Below are 25,328 nucleotides of genomic sequence, written 5' to 3' on the forward strand. Positions count from 1 at the left end.
CCTCTGCGCGACAGGCAGATCAGGGCTTGCACGGTAAATTCCAGCGCTTGCGGCTCGTCAAATCAGGACCTTCCCCTTAATAAGGTCGCGATCATGTCCTCAGCCACTTCCCTGGCCAGCTCACTGGCAAATGGCTTGCGCAAGCTGGTAGGTGCCGGCGCCCAACAACCCCGGAGCTACCGGCTGATCAACGTCGAACTCAAGCAACGCATCGACCTCAGCCCCTCCATGACCCGCCTGGTGTTCGGCGGCGAGGACATCGCCCAGGCCCGCACCCTGGCCCCGGACCAGCGCATCAAGCTGCTGTTTCCCGGGGCCGACGGCACGCCTGCGCAATTGCCAGCGGACGGCGACTGGCAAGCGGCCCGGCGCCAGTTGCCGGCCGAGCAGCAGCCACCGATGCGCACTTACACCATTCGTGCCTTGCGCATGCAGCCGGCAGAGATGGATGTGGATTTCGTGCTGCACGGGGTCAACGGGCCGGCCTCCGCCTGGGCCACCCACGCCCGGCCCGGCGACCGCCTGCAGATGGTGGTGCCGAACAAGGCCTACAGCGGCGACCCCGGCGGTTATGAGTGGCTGCCGCCGGCGGGGATTGGCAAGGTGCTGCTGATGGGCGATGAAACCGCCCTGCCCGCCATCGCCGGGATTCTGGAGGAGTTGCAGGATTACCCGGATTACCCGGACGTGCAGGTGTTCATCGAGGTGCCCTACGAAAGCGACTGCATCGACCTGCGCTGCAATCCGCAGACCCGGGTCAACTGGCTGCCTCGGGACGTGCTCAATGCCCAACACGGTGAAACCCTGATCCACGCCGCCCGGGAGCTGGCCGAGCTGCCGCCGGCCAATAGCGGCCGACGGCCGCTCAAGGTCTCCGAGCGCCACGACGCGCAACGGCTTTGGGACACCGCAGCGCCGGCAGACAACCATTTCTATGCCTGGGTAGCCGGCGAGTCGGCGACGGTGATGAGCATCCGCCGCCACCTGATCAACGAGCGCGGCCAGGAGCGGCGCAACCTGACCCTGATGGGTTACTGGCGCCTGGGTATGTCCCTGGGTTGAGCCCCCAGCAACCGCCCACTCTTCCCTGTAGCCGCTGCCGAGCCCGCGAGGCTGCGCAAAGGCCCAAAGGGCCTTGCTTGGCGATCGCCAGTCGAACCTTTGGAGCCCTCAGGTTTTTTGCGTCCCTGCGGGCCGTGCGCAGCCTGCGGGAGCGGCTACAGGAAGCCTGTCTGTAGCCGCTAGGAAAGCGCGGCTACCGGTTGCAGGTGGCGCCGGCGGTGCACTTCCAGGTGGCCCTTGATCAGGCTCAGCACCTTGGTTTCCTGTTCGTGGATGAAGAAGTGCCCGCCCGCGAGCATGTCCACGGAGAAGCTGCCGCAGGTTTCCTGGCTCCAGCCAATCAGTTGTTCGGTGGTGGCGCGGTCGGTCGTGCCCCCTAGCACATGCACCGGGCAATTGAGCAACGGGCGCTGCAGCGGACGAAAACGCCCGCACAGCAGGAAGTCGGCCCGCAGGATTGGCAAGGTCAGGCTCATCAGTTCCTGGTTGGCCAGCACCTCTTCGCTGGTGCCATTGAGGGTGCGCAGCTGCTCGATCAGCTGTTGGTCAGTCTTGGCCTCGGCAAACCCTCGGTCGTATTCGCTGCGCAAGGTCGGTGCCGCCGTCCCGGAAGCGAACAGCGCCACCGGTTCCGGACACCCCAGGGCGCGCAGGGCGTGGGCCAGCTCACAGGCCAGCAAGGCCCCCAGGCTGTGGCCGAACAGGGCATAGGGCGCGCGCAACGTGCTCTGGATTTCCCGGGCAAGCTGCATCGCCAGCACCCGCATGTCGGTGTGCAGGGGCTCGGTGTAACGGGCGCCGCGCCCGGGCAGTTCCACGGGTGTCAGGTGCAGCCACTGGGGCAGCTTGCGCCGCCAGCGGCTGTAGACCATGGCGCTGGCGCCGGAATACGGCAGGCACAGCAGGTTCAATTGGGTCACGGTTTATCCCTCGACAGATGATCTGTTAAGGAAACGCAGTGCAAGGCGGACAAATTAGGGCGCGCTCGCCCCCGGCAAGCGGACGGCAACCCATGGGCCGGCGCTAACCGGTTGTCTGCGCCGCAGCGTAAGCGTGGCGAGCCGGCCCAAGGTGCTCATAGCTGGAATCGCTGGACCTGGCCATGCAGGTCTCCTGCCAGGCTCGCCAAGTGGTCGCTGACGCTGGAAGTCTGTGCCGCGCTGTCGACGTTGTGTGCCGCCACGTCGCGAATCGCCAGCAGATTCTGATCGACTTCCCGGGAAACCAGCGCCTGTTGCTCTGCGGTGCTGGCAATCGCCTGGTTCATTTCGTTGATCTGAACGATGCGCTCGGCAATCTGCGCCAGCACCCCGTCAGCCTCCAACGCCTTCGCGTTGCTGCGTTCGACGTACTCATTGTTCGCGACCATCGCCTGCACCGCCTCACGGCTGGTGGCCTGAACGGAGGTGATCATGCCTTCGATTTCCGCAGTGGAGCTCTGGGTGCGTTGCGCCAGCGCTCGGACTTCGTCGGCGACGACGGCAAACCCACGCCCCTGCTCGCCTGCCCGGGCGGCCTCGATGGCCGCATTGAGGGCCAGCAGGTTGATCTGCTCGGCAATGGCGCGAATCACTTCCAGCACTCGGCTGATGGACAACACTTCATCGGCCAGCCGCGTGATGGTGCCCGACGTCGTCTGCAGCCGCTGTCCCAGCTGTTCGATGGTGAGGCAGGTCTGCCCCACCTGTTCACGCCCTGAACGGGCCTCGCGCTGCGCATCACGGGTGGAGTCGAAGGTCAGGTTGGCGTTGCGAGCGACCTGATCCACCGCCAGGGACATCTGGTTGACCGCTTTAGCGGCCAGCTCGATTTCCTGATTCTGCTGGCTGATGCCCTGTTTGTTGCTGGTCGCGGTCACACGCAGCCCCTGGGCTTGCTTGTGCAATTGCGTAGCGGTGGCCTGAATCGCCTGCAAGGTATCGCGCAAGGTGTTCTGCATGCTCTGCAGCGACAGCTGGACCTGACTGATCTCGTCGCGACCGGCGACCTTCACCGGCTCACGCAAATCCCCAGAGGCGGTGCGGGCCACCGTCTTTTGCAGGCCGTCCAAGCGCTGGGTAATGCTGCGGCTGAGCAACCACGCAAAGCCGCCACCGCCACACAGGAGAATCAGCAGCAGTCCCCAGGTGAACAGCACATTGTTCTCGTAGACCCGCTTGCCCTGTTCGTAACTGCGAGACGACTCTTGCAGTTGCACGGCAATCAGTTGATTGAAGTCCTCTGACAGCGGATCAATCACCGGATACAGTTCCTGGGCGGTGAACAGCGCCAAGCCGGCCTTGTCTTCGCTGCCGAGCAAGGTCTTGAGCTTGTGCAATGGCTGCTTGGCCTGGGCCATCAAGGGCTCGATGCGCTCGATCAGGCGCACCTCTTCATCGATCAGCAACGTGGCCTTGTAGGCCTTCCAGATGTCCGCGATCTGCTGCTCGGCCTCCTCCACCCGCTGCAGAGCTTCCTTGAATGACAAGCTGCCATTGCGAGCCTTGTGACTGCTGTCCACGATATTCACCGCGTACAGATCAGCCACCTGCTTCAAGTCCCGCAAGGGCACCACACGATCCAGATAGACGCTGTTGAGCCGCCCCAGAACCCCCTCTACCCCCAGCAGACCCGAAACCCCTATCGCCAGGCTGCCCACCAGCATCAGAACGATAAGAACAATGAGCCGTGCTCGTATGCTGAAATAATTCATGTGCAATTCCCGGCCAGAAAAAACGCGGCCGCGACGCACAGGTCAGGCAACGTGGGGCAAGTATGGTCGGGAAATACCCACTTCGCCTGGCCGGATGAACGCACCGACCACGCTCAGGCGCACGCCAGCAGGAGGCGCCCACTCAGGCCGCACGCTTGCTGGTGGTTTTGAGGCGACGTCGGATTCAGCTGACGTCGGACTCAGGTGGCATCCAGCTCAGGGGCATCGCGCATCAGGCGTCGATAACTTTGCAACGCCGCCCCCAGCACCACCGCGCCACCGCCCAGGGCCAGCCAGAAGCCGCTGCGGGCGCCGAAATGGTCCACCAGAAGCCCGGAGCCCGCCGCCCCCAGGGCCACGCCAATGCTCAGGCCGGTGACCAGCCAGGTCAGGCCCTCGGTGAGCTTGGCCGGGGGCACGATGCGTTCCACCAGGGCCATGGCGACGATCAGGGTCGGGGAGAAAAACAGCCCCGCGACGAACACCGCCACGGACAGGCCAAAGATGTTGCTCGCCCAGAGCAGCGGCAAGGTGGCCAGGGCCGTGGCGATACCGCCGTACATGAACAGCCGGGGCAAGGGCGTGGCCAGTTTCAGCGCGCCGAAGGCAATGCCCGCCAGGCACGAGCCGATGGCGTACACCGAGAGCACGACACTCGCCGCCGCCGGCTGCCCCTGGTGCTGGGCGAAGGCCACGCTGACCACATCCACCACGCCGACTATGGTGCCCATGGCCACCATCAACAGGATCAACAGGCGGATTTCAGCGGAGCGAATGATCGAGCCTGTATGCCCCTCCTCGTGGGGGTGCACCGGCGGCTCGGTGCTTTTCTGCATGACGAACACACTGACCCCCAGGGCCAGCATCAACAGCGCGGCCAGGGGCCCGGCCTCGGGGAACAGCCCCACGCACAGGCCCACCGACACCGGGGGACCGATGATAAAGCAGACCTCATCGAGCACCGATTCCAGGGCGTAGGCGGTCTGCAACTGCGGTTGGCCACGGTACAGCTCGGTCCAGCGGGCGCGGACCATGGCCGACATGCTGGGCATGCAACCGGCCAGGGCGGCGCAGATGAACAGTGTCCAGTGCGGGGCCTGCAAACGCGTGCACAGCAGCAGGGCCAGCAAGGCGCCACCTCCAAGGCCCGCGGCCAGGGGCAGCACCCTGCCCTGGCCGAAGCGGTCCACCCAGCGTGACACCTGGGGCGCGCAGAAGGCCGTGGCCAAGGCGAAGGTGGCCGCCACGGAACCGGCCAGGGCATAACCGCCATGGAGCTGCGCGAGCATGGTGATCAGGCCGATGCCGGTCATGGAGATCGGCATGCGCGCGATCATTCCGGCCAGGACGAACGCCCGGCTACCGGGGGCCTTGAACAGTTCGCGATAGGGGTTTGCCATTTACAACGACTCCTTGGGGGGCTGCAACTTGCCACAAAGTGCTCGCGCAGTAGAAATACATACGCCGCGTATGTCAAAAATCATGTAAACATACGCCGCGTATGTCAACCCACCCTTTGTTGGAGAACTGTGATCATGAGCAGCCGCCCTCGCGCCGAGATGATCGAAGCCACCCGCGCCAGGCTGATTGCCAGCGCGCGCCAGGCCTTTGCCCGCCTGGGCTATGCCAAGACGTCCATGGACGACCTGACCGCCGAAGTCGGCCTGACCCGCGGCGCGCTGTATCACCACTTCGGTGACAAGCAGGGCCTGTTGGCGGCGGTGGTGGAGCAGATCGACGGGGAAATGGATCAACGCCTGGAGGCCATCTCCCGCGAGGTTGCCGATCCCTGGGAGGCTTTCTGCCAACGTTGCCAGGCCTATCTGGAGATGGCGCTGGAGCCGGAAATCCAACGCATCGTCCTGCAGGACGCACGGGCGGTGTTGGGGGACGTCACCCAGGCCGGCGAGGATCAGTGCATCGACACCCTTGGCGCCCTGCTGAGCCGGCTGATCCAGGAGCAGGTGATCGAACCGGCGTCGCCCCAGGCCCTGGCGCGATTGATCAACGGCAGCCTGGTGGAGGCAGCGCTGTGGATTGCCGCCGCCGAGCAGCCTGAGGCCCGCCTCGATGAGTCGCTGCAGGGGCTTGAGCTGCTGCTGCGCGGGCTGCGGCGGCAGCAACCGAACTGAACGCTCTGACACCCTGAGCCCGGCTCCGGTGCTGACCGAAGCGCTCAGCCCTTTGTGCCCGCCAGAAACGGAATTGGCCCCATGCCCGACTCTCCGATCATCGCCGTGATGATCCACGCCGCCGACTGGCGCGCCGCGACCCAGCGGTACGCCCAGGCCTTTCCCCAGGCCCGCCGGGTGCTGCACGAGCCGGATGATTTCGGCCATTTGCAGCTCGGACGCTCGCCTGACGCGTTAACTGGCGGCACACTGACGAGCTTTTCACCCGAGCCCCAAGGAGAAACGGCATGCATCAGGTGCTGCTGATCATTGATGTGCAACCCTGTTTCAACCCACCGCCATGGCTGGTGGAAGGCATCAACGCACTGCTGGGACAGATGCCCTCGGTGGCCACGGTGGAACGCCATGATGAAAGCCGCACGCCCTTCGCCCGGCAACTGGGCTGGCAACCGGCGGCGGACGACCAGAGCCTGGTGGCCGCCGATAAGGTTTTCATCAAGCACGGCTATGGGCCAACGGCAGAGATACTCGACTACCTGAAAAGCCTCTGTCCCGAACGCGTGCTGGTGTGTGGCATCCAGACCGACACCTGCGTGCTGGCCGCCGGCTTTGCCCTGTTCGATGCCGGATTGCAGCCGACCCTGCTCACCGACCTGACCGTGGGCTCATCCCTGGACCGCAGCGGCGGCCTGGGTATTGACCTGTGGCGGCATCACTTCAAGCACCTGATCCGCAGCGACGAACTGTAGAAGCCGGCGTGCCGGCAAAGGCAGTGTGAGGCCATCGATACGCCAGGTGCCAAGCAGCGCTAGACTCCGCGCCTTCGCGCCGTTCGCCTAGCAAAACGCAAGTGACTCCCCACCCATGAAAAAATTTGTCGCCCTGCTTGCTCTGTTGTTCTGCAACCCCGCCTTGTGCGCCTCGTTCAGCGATTCGCCCGAAGCGCTGGTCCGGCAATTCATCGCCGACTATCAACAGTGGAGCGACAGGGCCAGTGCACGCCAAGCGGACAACGCGCCCATGCAATCGATGGATCTGGCGCAGCAGGAGTACGCCCGGTTGCTGGCCAAGTTCTGCCTGCCGGGCTTTCAGGGCCAGCCCATTGCCTTCAGTTCCCCGGCCAGCCACGGCACGGCGTACGAGCAGATCCTCTCCAGCAGCCGAACCGCGGATCGTGCGCTAGTGAAAACCCGGGCGATCAGCCCCGGCGAGGGCTTTGCCGCCGATTACCACTACCACCTGATCTTCAGCGGTCAGCGCTGGTACCTCAGCGAGGTGTTCTACGTCGACCAGGACGGCCAGTACGAGTCGCTCTAGATCAGCTGTAACCGTTTTGAGCTAGGGTGTTTCAAGCCACCGAACCCCGGAGCCACCATGCCCAGCTCAGCCTCCCTGCATCGGGTCACGACCCCCAGCCTGCACCTTGCCTATGAAGAACACGGCCCGGCCAACGCCGAACCGGTGATCCTGCTCCACGGTTTTCCCTACGACGTGCGGGCCTACGACGAGATCGCCCCGCCGCTGGCCGAGCGCGGCTATCGGGTCATCGTTCCCTACCTGCGGGGCTACGGCCCGACGCGCTTTGTCAGCGAGCAGATCATGCGCTCCGGGCAGCAGGCCGCCCTGGCCCGGGACCTGCTGGAGCTGATGGACGCACTGCACCTGCCCCAAGCCACCCTCGCCGGCTACGACTGGGGCGGTCGCGCCGCCTGCATCGTCGCCGCTCTTTGGCCGCAGCGGGTCAAGGGCCTGATGAGCGCCGACGGCTACAACATCCAGGACATCCCCGGGGCCTGCGAACCCAGGGCGCCAGAGACCGAGCACCGGTTGTGGTACCAGTACTACTTCAACACCCAGCGCGGGGTGGATGGGCTGACGGCCAATCGCCGGGCGTTCTGCGAGCTGTTGTGGCGCCAGTGGTCGCCGACCTGGAACCTGGGACCGCAGTGCTATGGCCTGAGCGCGCCGTCCTTCGACAACCCGGACTTTGTCGAAGTGGTGATCCATTCCTACCGCCATCGCTTCGGCTACGTACCCGGCGACCCCAGCCTGGAAAGCATCGAGCAGGCGTTGCAGGCACAACCGCCGATCCAGGTGCCGACCATCGCCCTCTGTGGCGCCGATGACGGGGTCGGCCCGGCCACCGAGCCGGACCCCGATATCGGCCTGTTCAGCGGGCCCTATCAGCGCAGTATCCTGCCCGGCGTCGGCCATAACCTGCCCCAGGAAGCCCCGCAAGCCACCCTCGACGCGCTGCTGGAGTTGCTCCAGAACGCCTGAGAAGAGCCGCAGGCTGCACGCCATGCCGGGGAAAAATCGGTACACTTCGCGCCTTTGATCCCCCACAGGACATGGAATGTTACCCGCCGCGACCTCTCCCCGCCCCGGCCTGCGCCGGGCCCTGGTGCTTTGGCTGTACGCCGTAGGTGCCGGCCACCTGCTGGCCGGACTGCTGCTGACCTGGGCCGGCCACAGCGGCCTGTTCAACGACTACCTGGCCAGCATCGAACAGGCCTTCTGGGGCGCCGCCGCACCGGCGCCGGCCCGGGCCCAGCAGATCTGGTGGCTGGGCCTGTTCGGCGCCACCCTGCAAAGCTATTCGTTGTACCTGCTGGGCCTGGTGCACCTGGGCAATCGCCTGCGAGCCCCGGCGGCCTGGGCCTGGCTGATGGCCGGGATTGTGCTGTGGGCGCCCCAGGACATGTGGCTGTCGTGGCAGATGAACATGACCGCGCACCTGTGGATCGACAGCTTCGCCCTGCTGGTGCTGCTGCCACCGTTACTCTGGCTGCAGCGCCACGACCGCCGTACCTCTCGTCTTCCCTCGTAAAAGGACTTCACCATCGTGGCTGATTTGCCAATCCTGCAGTGGGCTATCGCCCTGTTGCTCGCCCAGGGCGTGCTCGGCGCCCTGGACACGATCTACCATCACGAACTCACCGTGGCCCTGCCGCAACGCCACGGCGCGCGCAAGGAGCTGGCGATCCATGCCCTGCGCTCGTGCTTCTACGGCGTGCTGTTCATGGGCATCGCCCACCTGGCGTTCCAGGGTATCTGGGCCCTGGTGATCGCCGTGCTGTTCGCCCTGGAAATCGGCCTGACCCTGTGGGACTTCGTCGTCGAGGACCGCAGCCGCAAGCTGCCGGCCATCGAACGCATCATGCACACCGTGCTGGCGATCAATGCCGGGGCCTTCTTCGCCTTGTATGGCCTGCAACTGTTGGAATGGTCGCGCCTGCCCAGCGCCTTGAACCCCATCGATCTGGGTTGGCAAGGCTGGGCCCTGAGCCTGTTTGCCGTCGGCGTGACAGCGTCGGGCATTCGTGACGGCCTGGCGGCGTTGCGCTTGCAACGCCAGGGCCAGGGCGCCAATCCCTTTGCCGGTGGCCGCGGCAAACGGGTGCTGGTCACCGGTGGCACCGGCTTTATCGGTGAAACCCTGGTCAACCAACTGCTGGATGCCGGGCACACCGTCAGTGTGCTGGCCCGTGATCCGCTGCGCGCCGCCTACCTGTTCGACGGTCGTGCCCGCTGCTTACGCTCGTTGAGCAAGCTGGGCCACGGCGAGGCCTTCGACGTGATCATCAATCTGGCCGGCGCCCCGGTGGCCGGGCCGCGCTGGTCGGCCAAGCGCCAGGCGCAACTGTTGGCCAGCCGGGTTGGCACCACCGAAGCCCTGCTCAACTGGCTGCAGCACGCCCAGCACAAGCCGGAGCTGTGGATCCAGGCGTCGGCCATCGGTTTCTACGGGGTGCGCGACGCCAGCCAGAGCCTGGATGAAAACGCCGAGCGCGGTGAAGGCTTCATGGCCGATCTGTGCGCGCGCTGGGAATCCTCGGCGGAACCGGCGACGCGCTTCGGCGTGCGCCAGGTGGTGCTGCGCTTAGGCATCGTGTTCGGTCCCGGCGGCGCCTTGAAACCCCTGCTGCTGCCCTTCCATTTCGGCTTTGGCGGACGCATGGGCGATGGCCAGCAGATCATGAGCTGGGTGCACCGCGACGACGTGTTGCAGGTGATGGCCCGGGCGATGAACGACGCGTCCCTGTCCGGCACCTACAACATGGTGGCGCCGGAAGCCGTGAGCCAGGGCACCTTCGCCACCACCGTCGGCAAGGTGCTCAAGCGTCCGGTGTGGCTGCATGTGCCGGCCGCGCCGGTGCGGGCCCTGGCCGGGGAAATGGCCGAGCTGTTCTTCGACGGCCAGAAGGTGGTGCCCGCGCGCCTGCTGCAGGCCGGCTACCGCTTCCGTTACCCGACCCTGGACGCCGCCCTGCGCGACCTGACCTGAGCTGAGGAATGCCCATGAGCAAGCCCCTGTTGTACCTGCTGGCGGGCAATGGCAGCGCCGCCGACTGGTGGGACGATGCCCTGCCGCACTTTCAGCGCTATCAGGTGCAGCCGCTGGAACTGCCGGGGTTTGGCGACAACCCGCTGCCTCCTTGCAATGACCTCGCTGAGTACGCCGAGGCCCTGCTGGGCATGACCGAGCCGGGCCAGGGGATTGTCGCGGTGGGAGTCAGCGCGTTGATCGTGCTGCACGCCTTGCAACGCCGCCCCGGGCATTTCTCGCGCAGTGTGCTGCTGTCGCCGGTAGGGGCCTTTCTCTGGCAACGGCGCCTGCCGGCGCTGATGTCGCCGCTGCCGGCGCGCCTGCTGATTCATGGCTTGCTCAGCCATAAACCGACTTTGTTCGCCGGTAAATTCTCGCGCCAGCCGTGGACGCCGCAGCAGTACCAGCGCATGGGTTCAGGCTATGCCCGCTGCCGGGCTTTCGTGCCCCTGTGGGAACAGCTGCGGGCCGACACCGCGCTGCCGCTGCTGGAGTGGATCAAGGACCCGGTGCAACTGGTCTGGGGCGACCAGGACCGGCTGCTGGGGATGGCCCAGGCTGCGGCCTGGTCGGCAATCCTGGCCCGGGCCGACCTGCGGATCAGCCTCAAGCCGGGCTGGGGCCATTACCCCTGGATCGATGCGCCGGCGGCGTTCGTCGACTGGCTGGAGTCCGGCGACCCGGGTTTTGTCGCCCACACCAAGGGCGGCCGCCTGCGTCTGGCGGAACTGGCCGGGCAGCCGGTGCCCAGCGCCCTGTCCCTGGACAGCGCCGGCGACCCGCGCTTGCCGACCCTGCTCGCCAGCCAGCCGGAGGCCTTATGGGCGGTGCGCTCTTCCAGCTACGGCGAGGATCAGGCCGACTCGGCCAATGCCGGGCTGAGCACCACTTACTTGCGGGTCCCCCGGGATCAGGTGGCAGCGCGCATCGGTGAGTTGCGGGACGCCGGCGTCGAGGAAGTGGTGGTGCAGCGCTTCATCCAGCCGACCCTGTCGGGGATCGCCTTCGTGCGTCATCTCGCGGTGGAGCTGGAGTGGGTCGAAGGCCATCTGGAAAGCCTCGCCGACGGTCAGGTCAGCCCCCAGCGGGCGGTGCTGTCGCGTCTGGGCAGTGCCTGGGAAAGTGGCCACTTCGCCAGCACCCAGGGACTCGACGCCAGTGCCTTGTGGGACTTCCTGCAAGGGGTGCTGAAGGTCTTCCACTATGTGCCCGGCGATGTGGAGTGGGCCTGGGACGGCCAGCAACTCTGGCTGCTGCAATACCGACCCATCAGCGACTACGGCTGGCGCCGGCACCTGACCGCGGCCAATATCGCCGAGATCCTGCCGCCGCAACCCAGCCGCTTCGTCGAGTACGGCCAGCGCCGGGCAGCGGCGAGCATCCCGGCGATCATGGCCCGCTGGGACAGCCGGGTGCTGCAGGACAACGAACCCTTCACCGCGGTGTTCGGCGGCGCCTCCTATATCAACAACGACCTGTTCCTGGCGCGCCTGGCCGATTGGGGCCTGCCCTCCTCCAGCTACGCCGGGGAAATCGGTGGCGCCACCCCTGAGCTGCCCCTGCGCCCGCTGCGGCTGCTGCGCTCGCTGCCGCGTTTCCTGCGCATGCAGCACGTCGCACGAGGCCATCTGCTGACCCTGGAACGCGGCCTGCGGCGTTTCGATGACGAGTTGGCGCAGTTGCACCAGAGCGCTGCCGATGGCCAACAACTGGCGGACTGGTTCAGCCGTTTCTATGTGTTCGTGGTGCAGGGCAACCTGTGCATCGCCACCGCCCTGGCCAGCAGCGGCGGCGCGCTGTTGGGGCGCCCGCCCACCGCCTACGACAACCTGGACAACAGCCCCCATCGCCTGCCCTGGGAAACCGACCCCGGCACCCCGCGCCCGCCCTGCACCGAATTGCCGTTGCAGGCTTTCCCGCACTGGAGCCCGGCCATCACCCTGGCCCACCGCCTGGGTTTGCCGGGCATGCGCGGCTACTACCTGCAAGTGCGCGAGTGGTACCGGGACAACCTGATGCGGATCTTTTTCCGCCTGCACCACGCCGTGCCCGAGGCCGATCGCGAATACTGGTTCGCCCCCCACGAGCATCCGCGCAGCCGCGGCGGCAGCTTCTGGCAGGACGGCCGCGAAGGCAGCGAGCAGGCCGCGGGCTTCATGATCTATCCGGGACAGGTCCAGGGCGTCTTGGGGGTCGATATCCTCCTGGAGGACACCCTCGATCCTGGGCGCCACGCTCACTACCAAGCGGCCCGGGCCGTGATCGCGCGCATGGGTGGGCGCCTGTCCCACGGCTCCACGCTACTGCGGGAACTGCGCAAGCCGTCGGCGGTGCTGCCGCAAGTGGACCCGGCCTGGCTCGGCCGCGAAGTGCTGTATAGCGACGGCCAGCTGAGCCTGGTCGAAGGCTGAACCCCGCGCCCCGGGCTCAGGCCTGCTCGGTGCTGGCAAAACGTTCGCGGTAGGCCTGGGGCGTCACCCCCAGGGCTCGCAGCAGGCTGCGGCGCAGGGTCTCTTCACTGCCAAAACCGCATTGGGCGGCGATGCGCTTGATCGGCAGGCCGGTATCGGCCAGCAGGCGCCGGGCGGTTTCCACGCGGATCAGTTCGATGGCTCGGGCCGGGGTCTGGCCGGTGTCGGCGCGGTAGTGACGGACGAAGCTGCGCTCGCTCATGCCCGCCTGCTGGGCCAGGATCGGCAGGGTCAGCTCGCGACTGAGATTCTCGGCAATCCAGGCGTGCAGCCCATCGAAACGCCCGCCCTTGTTTTGCAGCGACAGGGTCACGCTGAACTGCGACTGGCCGCCCGGGCGCTTGAGAAACACCACCAGTTGCCGGGCCACATCCAGCGCCGCCTCGCGCCCCAGGTCGGCCTCCACCAGGGCCAGGGCCAGGTCGATACCGGCGGTGACTCCGGCCGAGGTCCATACCGGGCCATCGTTGATGAAGATCGGATTGGGCTCCACCCGCAGTTGCGGGTATTGCTCGGCCAGTTGATCGCAGCGGGTCCAGTGGGTCACCACCCGGCGCCCGTCCAGCCAGCCACTGGCGGCCAGCAAAAAAGCGCCAGTGCAGACCGAGGCCACCCGCCGCGAGACCGTTGCGCGCCGGGCGACCCAGGCCACCAGCTGCGGGTCCCGAGCCGCCTCATAGACGCCCCAACCGCCGGCAATGATCAAGGTGTCGCAGGCCACCTCCGGCGCCGGCAGGGCCTCGGCCAGCAGCGCCAGCCCCGATGAGCTCAGGGTTGCCCCGCCCGGGTTGGCAATGACCCTGGGGTTGTAGGGCAAGGGCAAGCCCAGGCCACGGGCCCGGTCATTGGCCGAAGCGAACACCTGCAACGGGCCGGTGACGTCCAGCAACTGGGCATTGGCAAAGGCCAGGACAAACACGTTTTTCGCGGAGCTGGACATGATTGGCGTAAATCGAGGGCAGGTTGGCGTATGCGCCAAATCCTAGAACGCTAGAGTCAAGCCGTCCACCCCACCCACACAAGGAACAGGCCATGACAGTGCAGATAGGTTTTCTGTTGTTTCCAGAGGTTCAACAACTGGACCTGACCGGTCCCCACGATGTGCTGGCCTCGCTGCCGGATGTACAGGTGCACCTGATCTGGAAGGAAACGGGCCCGGTGATCGCCAGCTCCGGCCTGGCACTGCAGGCCACCACGAACTTTGCCGACTGCCCGCCCCTGGATGTGCTCTGCATTCCCGGGGGCGCCGGTGTCGGGCCCTTGATGGAAGATCCCCAGACCCTGGCGTTCATCCGTCGGCAAGCGGCCCGGGCGCGGTATGTGACGTCGGTGTGCACCGGCTCCCTGGTGCTTGGCGCCGCCGGCCTGCTGCAGGGCAAGCGCGCCACCACCCACTGGGCCTACCACGAACTGCTGGCGCCCCTGGGGGCGATCCCGGTGCGCGAGCGGGTGGTGCGTGACGGCAACCTGCTGACCGGCGGCGGCATTACCGCCGGCATCGACTTCGCCCTGACCCTGGCCGCCGAACTGTTCGACGCCGCCACTGCGCAGCGGGTGCAACTGCAACTGGAGTACGCCCCGGCGCCGCCGTTCGAGGCCGGCAGCCCGGACACCGCCCCGGCCAGCGTGGTGCAAGAGGCCCGCAGCCGAGCAGCGGACTCCCTGCACAAGCGCCGGGAGATCACCCTGCGGGCGGCTGCCCGACTGCAAACCGGCTGAGCCGCGCAACGCCTCCTCCCTTCAGGCGCGGCGTACCTGCCCATGGCGATCATTGCTCAGCAACTGAGCAATGGCGCCGTCACCATAAGTGCGTTCGACTTTGGAAATCACCACCTGATAACCGGCGTACCAGCGCCGGTACTGGCGCTTGGCTTCCAGGTGCCTGGGGTGACGGGCAAAGGCCTGGATCGAAGCCTCATCCTCCCAGTAGTAACTGGCATTGATCAGCGCCTGATCCGCGCTGGTCCAGGATTGGGCGCCGACAAAGCCCGGCAAGCTGATGGCAATTTCGTCGATCAGCGCGCTGAGGCGGTGGAACTCCTCGTCGCGCTGGCCCGGCTTATAGATAAAGGCGGCGATGTACATGCTTGAACTCCGTTGAGGTGATAAGTCAGACCGGCCGGGCCAACAGTGCCAGGCGCAAGGCCAGCGCCAGCAACACCGCCGCCAGCAGCCAGGATTGCAGCCGGGCAAAACGTGCCGTCGTGCCGGAAAAGCTCCGTGCCAGGAGCGCGCCGAAGATCCCCAGGCTGGTGTGAAAGATTCCGCTGACCAGGGTCAGCAACAGTCCCAGGACAACCAGCTGCAAGGCGATGCTGCCGTGATCCGGCCTGACGAATTGCGGCAGGAACACCATGAAGAACAACAACGCCTTGGGGTTCAACAGACTGTTGCACAGGGCCCGGACAAACACCGTGGACAGCGGCACCCGGACGGCATCGACAAGGTTCAAGGCGCCGTTACCCGCCAGGGCTTTCCAGGCCAGCCACAGCAGGTAGGCGACCCCGGCATAGCGGAGCAGGTCGAACGCCGGCGGCCAACTGGCCACCACGGCGGTGACGCCTGTGGCCGTGAGCAGGGTCAGGCCGATATCCGCTGCACCGATCCCCAACCCCGATGCCACCCCACCGCGCCAGCCATAGGCTGCGCCGTGGCTGATGACAAAGGCCATGTTGGGTCCCGGCGACAATAGCAACAGCAACACGGCGCCCAGGAAGATCGACAGAGTGGAAAGGTCCGGCATGTGCGCGCTCCTGCGCAAAAGCCGCTAGATTAGGCGCCCAATCTGATACAAACAAAAAAGTGTTCTAGATACACAAGGTGGCCAAGCATGCGCCGTACCCGCTACAAAACCATCGTCGATCACTTCGCCCAGCGCATCCGCGGCGGCCAGCTCTGCCCGGGCACCCAACTGCCCACGGTGCGGGCGCTGATGGCCAGCGAACAGGTGGCCCTGGCCACGGCGCTGCGGGTCTATCACGAGCTGGAAGCCATCGGCCTGGTGGTCGGCGAGCCCGGGCGCGGCACCTTTGTCCGCGACACCAGCCTGCCCCGGGGCATGGGTCTGGAACAGCACCCCGCCGGCGCCGCCTCGGTGGACTTGTCGTTCAACTACCCGTCCCTGCCCGGCCAGGCGGAAAGCCTGCGCGAGGGCCTGCGGGCGATTGCCGCCTCCGGCGACCTGGATGCACTGCTGCATTCCGCGCCCCAGGGTGGGCGCCCCCATGAGCGCCAGACCGCAGCGCGCCACCTGCGCAACCGCGAGATCCGCGTCGCCGCCGAGCAGGTGCTGATCGTCAACGGCGCCCAGCAGGGGCTGGCGGTGAGCCTGCTGGCGCTGCTCCAGCCCGGGGACATCCTGGCGGTGGACGCCCTGACCTACCCGGGCCTCAAGGCGCTGGCCCAGGTCCAGCGCCTGGACCTGGAATCACTGCCGCAACACAACGGCCAGATGGACCTCGACGCCCTGCAGGCCCTGTGCCGCCGGCGCCCGGTGCGGGCGCTGTACTGCATGCCGACCCTGCACAACCCGCTGGGCACGGTGATGCCCCTGGCCGAACGTCGACGCCTGGCGCAACTGGCCCGCGAGCATGACCTGCTGCTGATCGAGGACGGCGCCTACGCCTTCCTCGCCGAACCGGCTCCGCCGCCGCTGCAGACCCTGGCCCCGGAGCGCACGCTGTACATTTCCGGGCTGTCGAAAAGTGTCGCTTCGGGATTGCGCCTGGGGTTTATCGTCGCGCCGCCGGAGATGATCCCGGCCCTGGAGCGGGCCATTCGCGTTTCTACCTGGAGCACCCCGTCGCTGACCGTGACCCTGGGCTGTCGCTGGATCGAGTCGGGGCTGGTGGACAGCCTGGAAGAGCAGAAGCGCAACGATGCCCGCAGCCGCCAGCAACTGGCCAGGCGGGTACTCAAGGACTGCGATGTTCAGGCCTGGCCATCGTCGTATTTTCTCTGGCTGACATTGCCTGAAGGCTTGCGAGCCGAGGCCGTGGTGTCGGCCCTGGAGCATCAGGGGGTGACGGTGACTTCGGCAGAACCCTTCGCCACCACCGCTCACGTGCCCCAGGCTTTGCGGATAGCCCTGGGCTCCATTGGCCTGCCGCTGCTGGAACAGGCCCTGGTAAAAGTCCGCAACGAAGTCACCCGCTGAGCGTGAGCGCTCCGGGTTGCGGCCAGCACATCACCCGCCGAACTCAACCACTATTCGTAGGAGCCGGCTTGCCGGCGAAAGCGACCTGAACAGCCCCTTCGCCGGCAAGCCGGCTACAGGGTTTATCGAGGACTGCGGTACTGGAAAATGCAGACGAAAAAAAACCCGCCGAAGCGGGTTTTTTCCAAGACCATCATGACTTCCTGTCTGCAGCATCCGTGCTAATGGTCGATCTTCCTTGATCCTGAGCGCTTCCTGCGCTGCAGTTGTGGGAAAGAAGATTAAACACAAAGCCCGGTGCGCAGAAGGCGCATTGAATTACAGCGCGTGTAGGAAATTCGCTATAGCTCACTTACGCAAACCCCTAGCTCAACACGCCAGTGCCTGAATGGCCAAAGCCGCGACTTTGAGCTGGTGGCGGGCCCCGGCCTGGTGGTCGTCCTGGAGGAACCAGGCGGCGGACAGGCCACTGAATGCCAGCACCCATTGCACCAGGCGTCGAGGATCGAGCTGCGCCGCCGCGGCGATCACCTGCACCTGCCGGGCAAAGCGCAGTGGATCGGTGGCGCTGGGCAAGTCCGGATTGCAGATCAGGTTGGCAAAGTCGAAGGTGCGCTCGCCGTATACGCGCTTTGGGTCAATCACCCGCCAGCCGCGCTCGCCGAAGTCCAGCACATTGTCGTGGTGCACATCGCCGTGCAGTACCACGAGGTCCCGAGGCGCAGCCAACAGTTGCTCGGCCATGGCCAGGCTATTGAGCAACAAGCCACCCTGCTGTTGCGCTGCCTCGCGCAGATCCTTGAACCAATGATCCAGGGGCAGCAACGCCGGCCAGGGTTGCGCACGTGGCGCATGCAGGCGCGCCAGCGTGGCGCAGACAATGTGGCTGACGGCGTCGTGCTCGCCCGCCAGGGCCATGCGCATCAATGAACGCGAGCCCAGCGCGCGCTCCATCAACAGCGCCTCATCTTCCTGGGCATAAACCTGCGCCGCGCCCTCCCCGGCCCACCAGGCCATCAGGCGGTTACCGCCCTGCTCGTCCTCATCCAGGGCGAGTTTCAGCATCGCTGGCGCGCCGTCTTCCAGGCGTACGGGCAGCAAACGGCTGCCCAAGGTGATGATGGCCTCGCCATCGGGCAGCAGACGCCAACGTTCGAGATAGGTTGCGAACAAAAGAACAGCTCCAAGCGGTCAGCGGCAAGTTTCAAACACCACGACTCGATCCGCAACGTGCCGCTTGCCGCAAACGACTTCAGCGCAGCTGCAAGTAATTTTCTATGTTGCTCATCTGCTCGTCCCAACCACGGCTGTTCATGCGAAAAGCCTTGAGCCGGCGCTCGCTGGGAATACCATCGAAGCCCGATTCGACCACCCGCAGCAAGGTGCCGCCGCCATGCGGTTCCAGTTCGAACTGCACCAGGGTGGTGGGCTCCGCCGAGTAGTCATGGGCCGGGTCAACGGGGTAGGGATGCCAGCGAAAGGAAAACAGCTCTTCGGGCAGCATCTGCTCCACCTGAACATCCCAGGTCAGGTGTTCATAACCTGGGTAAGTGACCGCACCCCGGGTGCGTTGGCCGGGAGCGAAATGCTGGCCCTGCAGGGCCACGCCGAACCAACGACCGAAGGTCTCGGCTTCACTCAGTGCCGCCCATACCTGCGCCGGGCTGGCATGCAGCAGGATCTTGCGTTCGATGCGATCTGAAGAGTTCATGGATCACCTCCAGTGATGAGCACTAGCTCTGTACGGAAACTACCTGATCTTCGTTCGGCGGGTTTTCGTACAGACCTTAGACCTCTGTGAGTCCAGCGCAACCTTTATCTGGCCGAAGGCGCGACTGATCGTCCCCAACGAAAAATGCTACTGTCGCCGGCGCCACTGCACCTCTACTTTGCAAAGGATCTGCCATGCCCCTCTCCCTGATCGACCGCTACCGCGGCAGCCTGCTGGGCCTGGCCTGTGGCGACGCCGTCGGCACCAGCGTCGAATTCAAGCCCCGTGGCAGCTTCACGCCAGTCACCGATCTGCTGGGCGGCGGCCCCTTCAACCTCAAGCCCGGACAGTGGACCGACGACACCTCCATGGCCCTGTGCCTGGGGGAAAGCCTGTTGCGCAAGGACGGCTTCGACCCGGCCGACCAGATGGGTCGTTACCTCAACTGGTGGCAATGGGGCTATTTGAGCGCCACCGGCGAGTGCTTCGATATCGGCATGACCGTGCGCCAGGCCCTGAGCGACTTCCAGGAACACGGCCAGCCCTTCGCCGGCGCAACCGACCCGCAAACCGCCGGCAATGGTTCGTTGATGCGCCTGGCGCCCGTGGTGCTGTTTCACTACCCCAACCTGGCCCGGGTCCGTGAATTTGCCGGCGCCAGTTCCCGCACCACCCACGGCGCCGCCGAAGCCGTCGAATGCTGCCAGTTGTTCGCCGGGCTGATCGCCAAGGCCCTGGGTGGCGCCAGCAAGGTGGAACTGCAACAGCTCGATGATCAGGCTTTCAGCCAACCCAAGGTCACAGCCCTGGCCCAGGGCGGCTACCTGGAGAAAAGCCGCGAGCAGATTCGCGGCAGCGGCTACTGCGTCGACTCCCTGGAGGCCGCGCTGTGGTGCTTCCAGCACAGTGACAGCTACGCCGCAGCGGTGCTCGCCGCCACTAACCTGGGGGACGACGCCGACACCACTGCCGCCATCGTCGGTCAGCTGGCCGGAGCCTTTTATGGGGTACAGGGGATACCGCCGCACTGGCTGGCCCGGCTGCACATGGGCGATGAAATCCAGGCCATGGCCGACGACCTGCTACAAGCCTCGCAACGCCACGCATCTGCCCGACCACTCAACGGCAGCTGCCTGTGCCAGGGCGTGCAATATCAGGTGCAGCGCCTGGACATGCCCATCGGCCACTGCCATTGCCAGACCTGCCGCAAAGCCCATGCCGCGGCCTTTGCCTCCACCGCCGGAGTCATGCGCGAACACTTTCGCTGGACCCGGGGCCAGGAGCTGCTGAGGGCGTTCGAGTCCTCGCCGGGCAAGCTGCGGCACTTCTGCTCGGTCTGCGGCTCTCACTTGCTGGCGGAGCGGCCGGGCCAGCCCCACGTGATCCTGCGGGTGGCGACCCTGGACGATGATCCGGGGCAGACGCCACAGGTGCATATCTGGACCTCCCACGATGTGCCCTGGCTGGCCGACGAAGCGCTGGAGCGCTGGCCCGAGTGGCAACCCAGCCGCGGCTAGACTGTTTTTTCTCATTGACCGATTGCGAGACTTTCCATGCGTCCGATCCTGCTTCTGGCCATTGCGCCGCTGCTGCTGGCTCCATTGGCCCAGGCCTATGACTGCAACAGCAGCACCCAGACCGATATGACCCTGTGCGCCAACGCCCTGAACAAGGCCGCGGACAAGGAGCTGAATACCCTTTACCAACAGATCAACCAGCGCCTGAAAGACCAGCCACACAGCAAAAAGCTGCTGGTCAGCGCCCAACGCGCCTGGCTGGCGTTCCGCGATGCCGAGTGCCGTTTTTCCACCTCGGGGGTGGAAGGTGGCAGCCTGTATCCGGTGGCCTACAGCAACTGCATCACGGCCTTGACCAAGACTCGGGTGGAAAGCTTCAAGCAATACCTGAAGTGCGAGGAAGGGGATTTGAGCTGCCCGGTGCCTAGGCAGTAGGTGCGGGCTTACCCGCAAAGCATCGGTGAGGACGCCCCACAGCGTGCGGGCCTGTTCGCCGGCCCGCCGGCTCCTACCACAGGAGCCGGCGGCGGGAGACGCAGTCAGCGGATGAAGATCTGCGCGGTGGTGATCGCCATGTCGCCCCCGGGCAAGGTGATCTTGCCGATCTGCTGCATGCTCTGCACATCGAAGATCGCTACGTCGTTGAAGGTCCCCGACAGGTAGATCTTGGTCCCCGCCCGGTTGAACGAGATGCAGTAGTAGGAGTGTTCCAGGGTTGCGGCCTGGAGCAGCTTCTTCTGCTTGATGTCGTACTTGGCCAGGCGGTTGAGCACGCCGAACATCAGGTTCGGGTCCTTGGGCGAACGCATGCCGCTGAAGTAGATTTCGGTCAGGGGGCCGAAGTCGGTGGTCTCGGTCTTGCCGGTCGCAAGGTCGACGCTGAACAGTCCGTACAGCGGCTCGGCGGTGGCCGGGTCCTGCTGCTTGTCCTTGAACTTCGCGGCGGTGTAGAGCAGCGAGAAGTCATGCCGGTAGGTTTGCTGGTTCCACACGTAGAGCACGTCCGGAGCGCTGTAGTTGGGACGTTGCCAATGGCGGCTGGGGATCAGCACCTCGAACTTGCCGGTCTTGACGTCAACCTTGTACAGGTCCGGCCCGGCCACATACAGGGTGCCGTCATCGCCGCTCTGCATGATGGTCAGCTGGCGCGGCGCGGGGAAGCTGCGCACCGGCTTGGCATTGAGCCCAGCGTCGGTGGCGTAGACATCCAGCCGCGGTTCCTTGACCTCGTAGCGATCATTGAGCAGCAAGGTCGGGTTGGCCACGGTGTACAGCTCCTTGCCGTCGTGACTGACGGTGAAGGCGAACATCGAGCGCGCCTTCTCCCCAGGGTGCTGGGTGATGCTGGCGTGGAACACCTGCTTGCAGCTGTCGAGCTCGACGCCGTAGACATCCGCGTAGTGGTTGTTCAACACGTAGGCGATCTTGCGGTCCGGCGACAGTTGCACGGTGCCGGGGCCGAAGGCGTCGGGCATCTTGCAGGTCTTGTACAGGCTGTCGCTGGCCAGATCGATGACGTGCAGGTTGTTCGGGTAATTGGTGGTCACCATGTACTCGTGACCGCTGTTGAGGGCCAGGCCTTCATCGGCCAGAACGCTGAACGAGCAGGCGCCGAGAACCGCGAGTGCGACCAGGCCGTAGGCTTTGATGCTGTGCATGCTGGAATCCTTCTTCTTGTTCATCACTTGTCTTTGGGGAAGACAGTGCCGAGGTTGCGCCAGTTGTCGTTGGAGGCCTGGGCGTCCTTGTTCCAGTCGGGGTAGGTGCTCATCATGTCGGGCACCTGGGCCGGCCACCAGCACGGGTCGGAGCAACCATAGAGGTCGGCCTCCATCGGCTGGCACAGGGACGAGACGCCACCAAAGGCGTCGATTTCCCAGCCTGGGTCGGTGGTGGAAGCGCAGCCGGCCACGGAGTTCATCGCCAGCACGTCTTCGATCCGGTCCTGGGCCGCAGCCTCGGTCAGTTTCTGAGCTTTGTTATTGATCGGCTTGAGATGTTTCATGTCAGTGGGCCTTGCGCGGAGTGATGTAACTGCTGATGAACGCAGGGTTGTGCGCCATGATCCGGCTGTAGACTTCGATGCCGAAATCCACCCAGTCACGCATCAGTTCGCAATAGTGATACGTCGGGTGCGCCGGGTCGCCGTAGCGGGCGTAGCTCTCGTGGTAGCAGCCACCGGAACACAGGTTGCGGATGCGGCAGCTGTCGCAACCGGTGTGGGTCCGGTCCAGGCGCTGGGACAGAAAGTCGTTGAGTTGCACCTGCTTGACCCCGCCGTCATGCACGTTGCCGAAGGTCGGCAAGGATGAGCCGGTGAAGCGGTGGCACAGGTTCAATTCGCCCTTGTGGTCCACCGCCAGCATCTTCAACCCAGCGCCGCAGGGCAGCGCCTTCTTGTGGCCTTCATGGATGTCGGTGATCAGCTGGTGCAGGTTGGAGAAACCGATATTGCGGTGCTCCAGCGCCGCCTCCAGGTAACGCCGCCCCAGGCGCTTCATGCTGGCGAAGACTTCGATCAACTCCTCGCTGCTGAGGTTGAAGCTGCTGATGTCGCCCGAGGTCACCGGGGCGAATCCCACCTCGGCAAACCCCAGCTCGTTGAACAAGTGGTCCCAGATGGTCTCAAGGTCGGTGACCCCGGTGGTCAGGGTCACCCGCGCCCCCACCGGGCGGCTGTTGTAGCGTTGCAGGAGCATCTGCGCCTTGCGCCGCACCACGTCATAAGTGCCCTGCCCGCCCACGGTGATGCGGTTGCGATCGTGCACGGTCTTGGGCCCGTCGATGCTCACCGACAGCCCGAAACGATGAGCGTTGAGGTAGTCGACTACCTCCTCGGTCAGCAGCGTGGCGTTGGTGGTCATGACGAACTCGACGAACTTGCCGGCCGCGCGAAAACGCTGTTCGCAGTAGTCCACCATGGCCTCGATCAGCGGCCGGTTGCTCAGGGGCTCGCCGCCGAAGAACACCACGGTGTAGCGCTCTTCGTCCGGGGATTCCTGGAGCAGCATCTCCACCGAGGCGATGGCCGTGTCCAGGCCCATCTTCTTGCCCGCCGAGGGCTTGTCCAGGTCTTCCTTGTAGCAGTAGGTGCAGCTCAGGTTGCAGCCAGTGTTGACGTTGAGCACCACGGTATTGATCGCCGTGCGCTCGACCCGCTTGACGCCGATTTCCGGGGTCAGGGGCGAGCCGTCGCTGACCAGCTCCAGGGCGATCAGCTCACGCAGGGTGTCGCTGATATCCAAGCCGTCGTAAGCGCCAGCCAGCTGTTGGATCAAGTCTTCCGGGGTACAGCCGGGCCCGCGCAGGGCATCGATGATGCTGCAGGTCAAGGCATCGCTGGCGAACAGCGAACTGCTGGGGATATGGAACAGCATGCGGTCGGCGTCCACCTGCACTTCATGCAGGTTGCGCTCCACCAGATTCAGAATTGCGCCCATTACAACCTCCTGTGCAAGCCCCGCTTTCGGGGCCTGCGGTCATTGCCTGAAAGTGTCTGTCGGTAGCGTTCGACGGCCCTCAGGGAATGGGTGGATTGTTCCAGCGTTGCACGGTGACGATCAGTTGGCCCTCGCCGGTCAGGGCCTTGCCGGCGTCATCCACGGCGGCGATCACCTTAAGGTTGCCGGCGTTGTTGGTGGACATCTTGCGCTGCGGGTTGGGTCCCGCATCGCCGGGGGTGAACACCCCGCTGTCGGCCTGCATGCTGCCGGCGTACTTGACGTCTTCGTCCTTGGCCGCCTGCTCGTCGAAGGCCTCGACCTTCCATTGCGCCGGCATCACACCGATGCGATAGGCCTTGCCGTCGGCGCCCTGGCCCCAGGCCTCGGCATCGAAACGCCCCTGGACCTTGGGCGTCGAACCGCCGCCGTCACCCACTCGCGCCACGGCGAACGCCGGCACCACCTTGACCTCGGCGATGCGGTTGTACACCGCCAGCGTGGCGCCCTTGAGGCTGCCGACACTGACTTCGCGCAGCCCCGGCTGGGCGCTGGCTGCCGCCTTGAGCTTGAGGCGGATGCGCTCCGGGCTCTGCTCCAGCACCTGCACCACCTCGACGCCCTTGCCGAAGCTCGGAGTGCCCGCAAGACCGGCGCCCACCAGGGTCACTTCGGCCTCCTCGCCAGCCTTCAGGTAACCCGGCTGCACCGCCAGCAGCCGGCTGCTGCCCTGCTTGGCGGCGATGAAGTCCAGGCCGCGCTCGTCGTGCTCGGCCTCGAACATCCGCCCTTGCAGGGTGTTGCCCTGGGCCGCCAACACCTGGCGCATGACCACGCCGTCGACCGTGACGTTGCCGCGCCACTCATAACCGCTGTAGAGGATCGCGCTGCCCTGGCCATTGAACGGGCTGCCATCGGCGTACCGGCCCTTGACGCTGACCTTGAACTGATCGCCTGCCCCGGCGCTGACGCTCATCACCCCGGCCAGTTCGCCCTTGCCCGGCAGGTGGCCGCTGAAGCTCCAGTCGCCGGCCAGTGCCGCCGCTTGCGGGCGGGCCTGTTGCCAGGCCTTCCAGGCCGGGTTGTCGAGGGGGTAACGCTGGGCCAGCAAGGGCACCATTTCCTTGAGGGCGGTGGGCAACCACTCGCGGTCCCGGGACAGGGCCTGGTACTCCAGGGACGGCCACTGGCCGAGGTGGAAGTTCACCAGGCGCTCCCATTCCTGGGCCGGACGCCGTTGCAGGGCGATGCGCGCGCCAGAGTGACAACGGGCGCACATCTGGGTGGTCTGCTCGTCGAAATGCTCGACAGTGTTCAAGCGCCGCTCCAGGGCGTAGCGCACGCCGTCGGTCTCGCTGGGGGCCAGGCCCTGGGTATCGGCGAGGTACTTGACCAGGGTGCGGCGGTCGTCATCGCTGATTTGCAGACCGTGCATGACCTGCATGCGGGCAATGCTCATCAGCCAGCCTTCCGGGGTCTTGCGCTGATGGCTGATACGGCTCAGGGCGCCCCCTGCCTCGGGGGTGTGGCAGCCCTGGCAGGTTTCCTTGAGGATGCTCTGCGCATCCCGGGCGGCGAAACTCGAAGGGGCATGCAAGGCGCTACAGGTGGCAATGGCCAGCAGGCTGGCGCTCAGCCTCAGGCGGAGTTTTCTCTTCATCAGGGTCGAACCTCCCACGGTGCTTTCTTATTTTTAGCGAGTCGTTTTTTTGGTTTCTGCCATGTCCGGCGATACCGGCCATGGAGGCAAGAGAAACGTCTGAAGCTATGCAATACACGGAGCGTGCCAGCTTACAAACCAGCGCCCGATCAATGAC

General features: G+C 65.5%; 25 protein-coding genes and 1 pseudogene. 14 read left to right on the forward strand and 12 right to left on the reverse strand.

Annotated features, from left to right (window positions below):
• The first annotated feature begins 93 nt into the window (after positions 1 to 93).
• On the forward strand, positions 94 to 1,062 hold the full coding sequence (locus KHO49_RS20100; RefSeq protein ID WP_102880136.1) for a siderophore-interacting protein: 969 nt from the start codon (positions 94 to 96) through the stop codon (positions 1,060 to 1,062).
• A gap of 179 nt (positions 1,063 to 1,241) precedes the next feature.
• On the opposite strand, the gene KHO49_RS20105 is transcribed toward KHO49_RS20100, so the two are convergent.
• The 3 genes from KHO49_RS20105 to KHO49_RS20115 all read right to left on the reverse strand — a co-directional run bounded on the left by KHO49_RS20105 (position 1,242) and on the right by KHO49_RS20115 (position 5,154).
• Positions 1,242 to 1,982 (reverse strand): thioesterase II family protein, encoded by a 741-nt coding sequence (locus tag KHO49_RS20105; RefSeq protein WP_102880135.1) that lies wholly within the window; start codon positions 1,980 to 1,982, stop codon positions 1,242 to 1,244.
• Positions 1,983 to 2,137: 155 nt separating this feature from the next.
• Positions 2,138 to 3,754, reverse strand: coding sequence for a methyl-accepting chemotaxis protein (locus tag KHO49_RS20110; protein WP_110653489.1), 1,617 nt, complete (start codon positions 3,752 to 3,754; stop codon positions 2,138 to 2,140).
• A 200-nt stretch (positions 3,755 to 3,954) separates the two neighbouring features.
• Entirely contained in the window at positions 3,955 to 5,154 is a 1,200-nt protein-coding gene (locus tag KHO49_RS20115; RefSeq protein ID WP_123393821.1) for an MFS transporter, read from the reverse strand.
• A 135-nt stretch (positions 5,155 to 5,289) separates the two neighbouring features.
• Here KHO49_RS20115 and KHO49_RS20120 point away from each other — a divergent pair, with 135 nt between their 5' ends.
• From KHO49_RS20120 to KHO49_RS20155, 8 genes are all read left to right on the forward strand, one after another.
• Positions 5,290 to 5,886: a TetR/AcrR family transcriptional regulator gene (locus tag KHO49_RS20120; RefSeq protein ID WP_123393822.1), complete on the forward strand. Its 597-nt coding sequence runs from the start codon at positions 5,290 to 5,292 to the stop codon at positions 5,884 to 5,886.
• A gap of 81 nt (positions 5,887 to 5,967) precedes the next feature.
• Entirely contained in the window at positions 5,968 to 6,192 is a 225-nt protein-coding gene (locus KHO49_RS31100) for a hypothetical protein (protein WP_249735695.1), read from the forward strand.
• Positions 6,174 to 6,635 carry a cysteine hydrolase family protein gene (locus KHO49_RS20130; protein WP_102861767.1) on the forward strand — a complete coding sequence of 154 codons (462 nt, stop codon included), beginning with the start codon at positions 6,174 to 6,176 and terminating at the stop codon, positions 6,633 to 6,635. The genes KHO49_RS31100 and KHO49_RS20130 overlap by 19 nt, the downstream gene beginning before the upstream one ends.
• A gap of 115 nt (positions 6,636 to 6,750) precedes the next feature.
• On the forward strand, positions 6,751 to 7,203 hold the full coding sequence (locus tag KHO49_RS20135; protein WP_102880131.1) for a hypothetical protein: 453 nt from the start codon (positions 6,751 to 6,753) through the stop codon (positions 7,201 to 7,203).
• Positions 7,204 to 7,260: 57 nt separating this feature from the next.
• Positions 7,261 to 8,166, forward strand: coding sequence for an alpha/beta fold hydrolase (locus tag KHO49_RS20140; RefSeq protein WP_213665712.1), 906 nt, complete (start codon positions 7,261 to 7,263; stop codon positions 8,164 to 8,166).
• Between the two features lie 76 nt (positions 8,167 to 8,242).
• Positions 8,243 to 8,716, forward strand: coding sequence for a hypothetical protein (locus tag KHO49_RS20145; RefSeq protein ID WP_213665713.1), 474 nt, complete (start codon positions 8,243 to 8,245; stop codon positions 8,714 to 8,716).
• Positions 8,717 to 8,731: 15 nt separating this feature from the next.
• Entirely contained in the window at positions 8,732 to 10,174 is a 1,443-nt protein-coding gene (locus KHO49_RS20150) for a TIGR01777 family oxidoreductase (protein ID WP_110597160.1), read from the forward strand.
• A 14-nt stretch (positions 10,175 to 10,188) separates the two neighbouring features.
• Complete coding sequence (locus tag KHO49_RS20155; protein WP_213665714.1) at positions 10,189 to 12,627, forward strand: alpha/beta hydrolase; 2,439 nt, start codon at positions 10,189 to 10,191, stop codon at positions 12,625 to 12,627.
• Positions 12,628 to 12,643: 16 nt separating this feature from the next.
• On the opposite strand, the gene KHO49_RS20160 is transcribed toward KHO49_RS20155, so the two are convergent.
• Complete coding sequence (locus KHO49_RS20160) at positions 12,644 to 13,627, reverse strand: GlxA family transcriptional regulator (protein ID WP_102880126.1); 984 nt, start codon at positions 13,625 to 13,627, stop codon at positions 12,644 to 12,646.
• Between the two features lie 92 nt (positions 13,628 to 13,719).
• Between KHO49_RS20160 and inhA the strand changes: the two genes are divergently transcribed.
• Positions 13,720 to 14,406 (forward strand): isonitrile hydratase, encoded by a 687-nt coding sequence (inhA, locus tag KHO49_RS20165; protein WP_170003224.1) that lies wholly within the window; start codon positions 13,720 to 13,722, stop codon positions 14,404 to 14,406.
• A gap of 21 nt (positions 14,407 to 14,427) precedes the next feature.
• Here the strand turns inward: inhA and KHO49_RS20170 are convergent, their stop codons facing one another.
• Together KHO49_RS20170 and KHO49_RS20175 are read right to left on the reverse strand one after the other, a co-directional pair.
• Positions 14,428 to 14,772 (reverse strand): antibiotic biosynthesis monooxygenase family protein, encoded by a 345-nt coding sequence (locus tag KHO49_RS20170; protein ID WP_102861775.1) that lies wholly within the window; start codon positions 14,770 to 14,772, stop codon positions 14,428 to 14,430.
• Between the two features lie 25 nt (positions 14,773 to 14,797).
• Positions 14,798 to 15,430 carry a LysE family translocator gene (locus KHO49_RS20175; RefSeq protein ID WP_213665715.1) on the reverse strand — a complete coding sequence of 211 codons (633 nt, stop codon included), beginning with the start codon at positions 15,428 to 15,430 and terminating at the stop codon, positions 14,798 to 14,800.
• Positions 15,431 to 15,517: 87 nt separating this feature from the next.
• Between KHO49_RS20175 and KHO49_RS20180 the strand changes: the two genes are divergently transcribed.
• The gene (locus KHO49_RS20180) at positions 15,518 to 16,843 is read left to right on the forward strand and encodes an aminotransferase-like domain-containing protein (RefSeq protein WP_213665716.1); all 1,326 of its coding nucleotides are present in this window, start codon (positions 15,518 to 15,520) and stop codon (positions 16,841 to 16,843) included.
• 369 nt (positions 16,844 to 17,212) lie between these two features.
• Here KHO49_RS20180 and KHO49_RS20185 read toward each other — a convergent pair whose 3' ends face one another.
• Together KHO49_RS20185 and KHO49_RS20190 are read right to left on the reverse strand one after the other, a co-directional pair.
• A complete protein-coding gene (locus KHO49_RS20185) occupies positions 17,213 to 18,016 on the reverse strand; it encodes an aminoglycoside phosphotransferase family protein (protein ID WP_102880121.1) in 804 nt (267 codons plus the stop codon).
• A gap of 79 nt (positions 18,017 to 18,095) precedes the next feature.
• The gene (locus KHO49_RS20190) at positions 18,096 to 18,554 is read right to left on the reverse strand and encodes an SRPBCC family protein (RefSeq protein ID WP_102880120.1); all 459 of its coding nucleotides are present in this window, start codon (positions 18,552 to 18,554) and stop codon (positions 18,096 to 18,098) included.
• A gap of 194 nt (positions 18,555 to 18,748) precedes the next feature.
• Here KHO49_RS20190 and KHO49_RS20195 point away from each other — a divergent pair.
• From KHO49_RS20195 to KHO49_RS20200, 3 genes and pseudogenes are all read left to right on the forward strand, one after another.
• A pseudogene (locus tag KHO49_RS20195) lies at positions 18,749 to 19,651 on the forward strand (ADP-ribosylglycohydrolase family protein); the annotation flags it as partial.
• Positions 19,634 to 20,071, forward strand: coding sequence for a GFA family protein (locus KHO49_RS31105; RefSeq protein ID WP_262379693.1), 438 nt, complete (start codon positions 19,634 to 19,636; stop codon positions 20,069 to 20,071). The pseudogene KHO49_RS20195 and the gene KHO49_RS31105, both read left to right, overlap by 18 nt.
• Before the next feature lie 36 nt (positions 20,072 to 20,107).
• A complete protein-coding gene (locus tag KHO49_RS20200; RefSeq protein WP_213665718.1) occupies positions 20,108 to 20,506 on the forward strand; it encodes a lysozyme inhibitor LprI family protein in 399 nt (132 codons plus the stop codon).
• 104 nt (positions 20,507 to 20,610) lie between these two features.
• Here the strand turns inward: KHO49_RS20200 and peaD are convergent, their stop codons facing one another.
• The 4 genes from peaD to peaA all read right to left on the reverse strand — a co-directional run bounded on the left by peaD (position 20,611) and on the right by peaA (position 25,171).
• A complete protein-coding gene (gene peaD / locus KHO49_RS20205) occupies positions 20,611 to 21,729 on the reverse strand; it encodes a quinohemoprotein amine dehydrogenase subunit beta (RefSeq protein ID WP_213665719.1) in 1,119 nt (372 codons plus the stop codon).
• A 23-nt stretch (positions 21,730 to 21,752) separates the two neighbouring features.
• Positions 21,753 to 22,076, reverse strand: a complete 324-nt coding sequence (gene qhpC, locus KHO49_RS20210) for a quinohemoprotein amine dehydrogenase subunit gamma (protein WP_102861784.1) — start codon at positions 22,074 to 22,076, stop codon at positions 21,753 to 21,755.
• A gap of 1 nt (position 22,077) precedes the next feature.
• Positions 22,078 to 23,511 (reverse strand): quinohemoprotein amine dehydrogenase maturation protein, encoded by a 1,434-nt coding sequence (gene peaB / locus KHO49_RS20215; protein ID WP_213665721.1) that lies wholly within the window; start codon positions 23,509 to 23,511, stop codon positions 22,078 to 22,080.
• A gap of 79 nt (positions 23,512 to 23,590) precedes the next feature.
• On the reverse strand, positions 23,591 to 25,171 hold the full coding sequence (peaA, locus tag KHO49_RS20220) for a quinohemoprotein amine dehydrogenase subunit alpha (RefSeq protein ID WP_213665722.1): 1,581 nt from the start codon (positions 25,169 to 25,171) through the stop codon (positions 23,591 to 23,593).
• Between the last annotated feature and the right edge of the window lie 157 nt (positions 25,172 to 25,328).

Origin of the sequence: Pseudomonas sp. RC4D1 (genome assembly GCF_018390395.1) — a bacterium.
Classification (GTDB): Bacteria; Pseudomonadota; Gammaproteobacteria; order Pseudomonadales; family Pseudomonadaceae; genus Aquipseudomonas; species Aquipseudomonas danubii.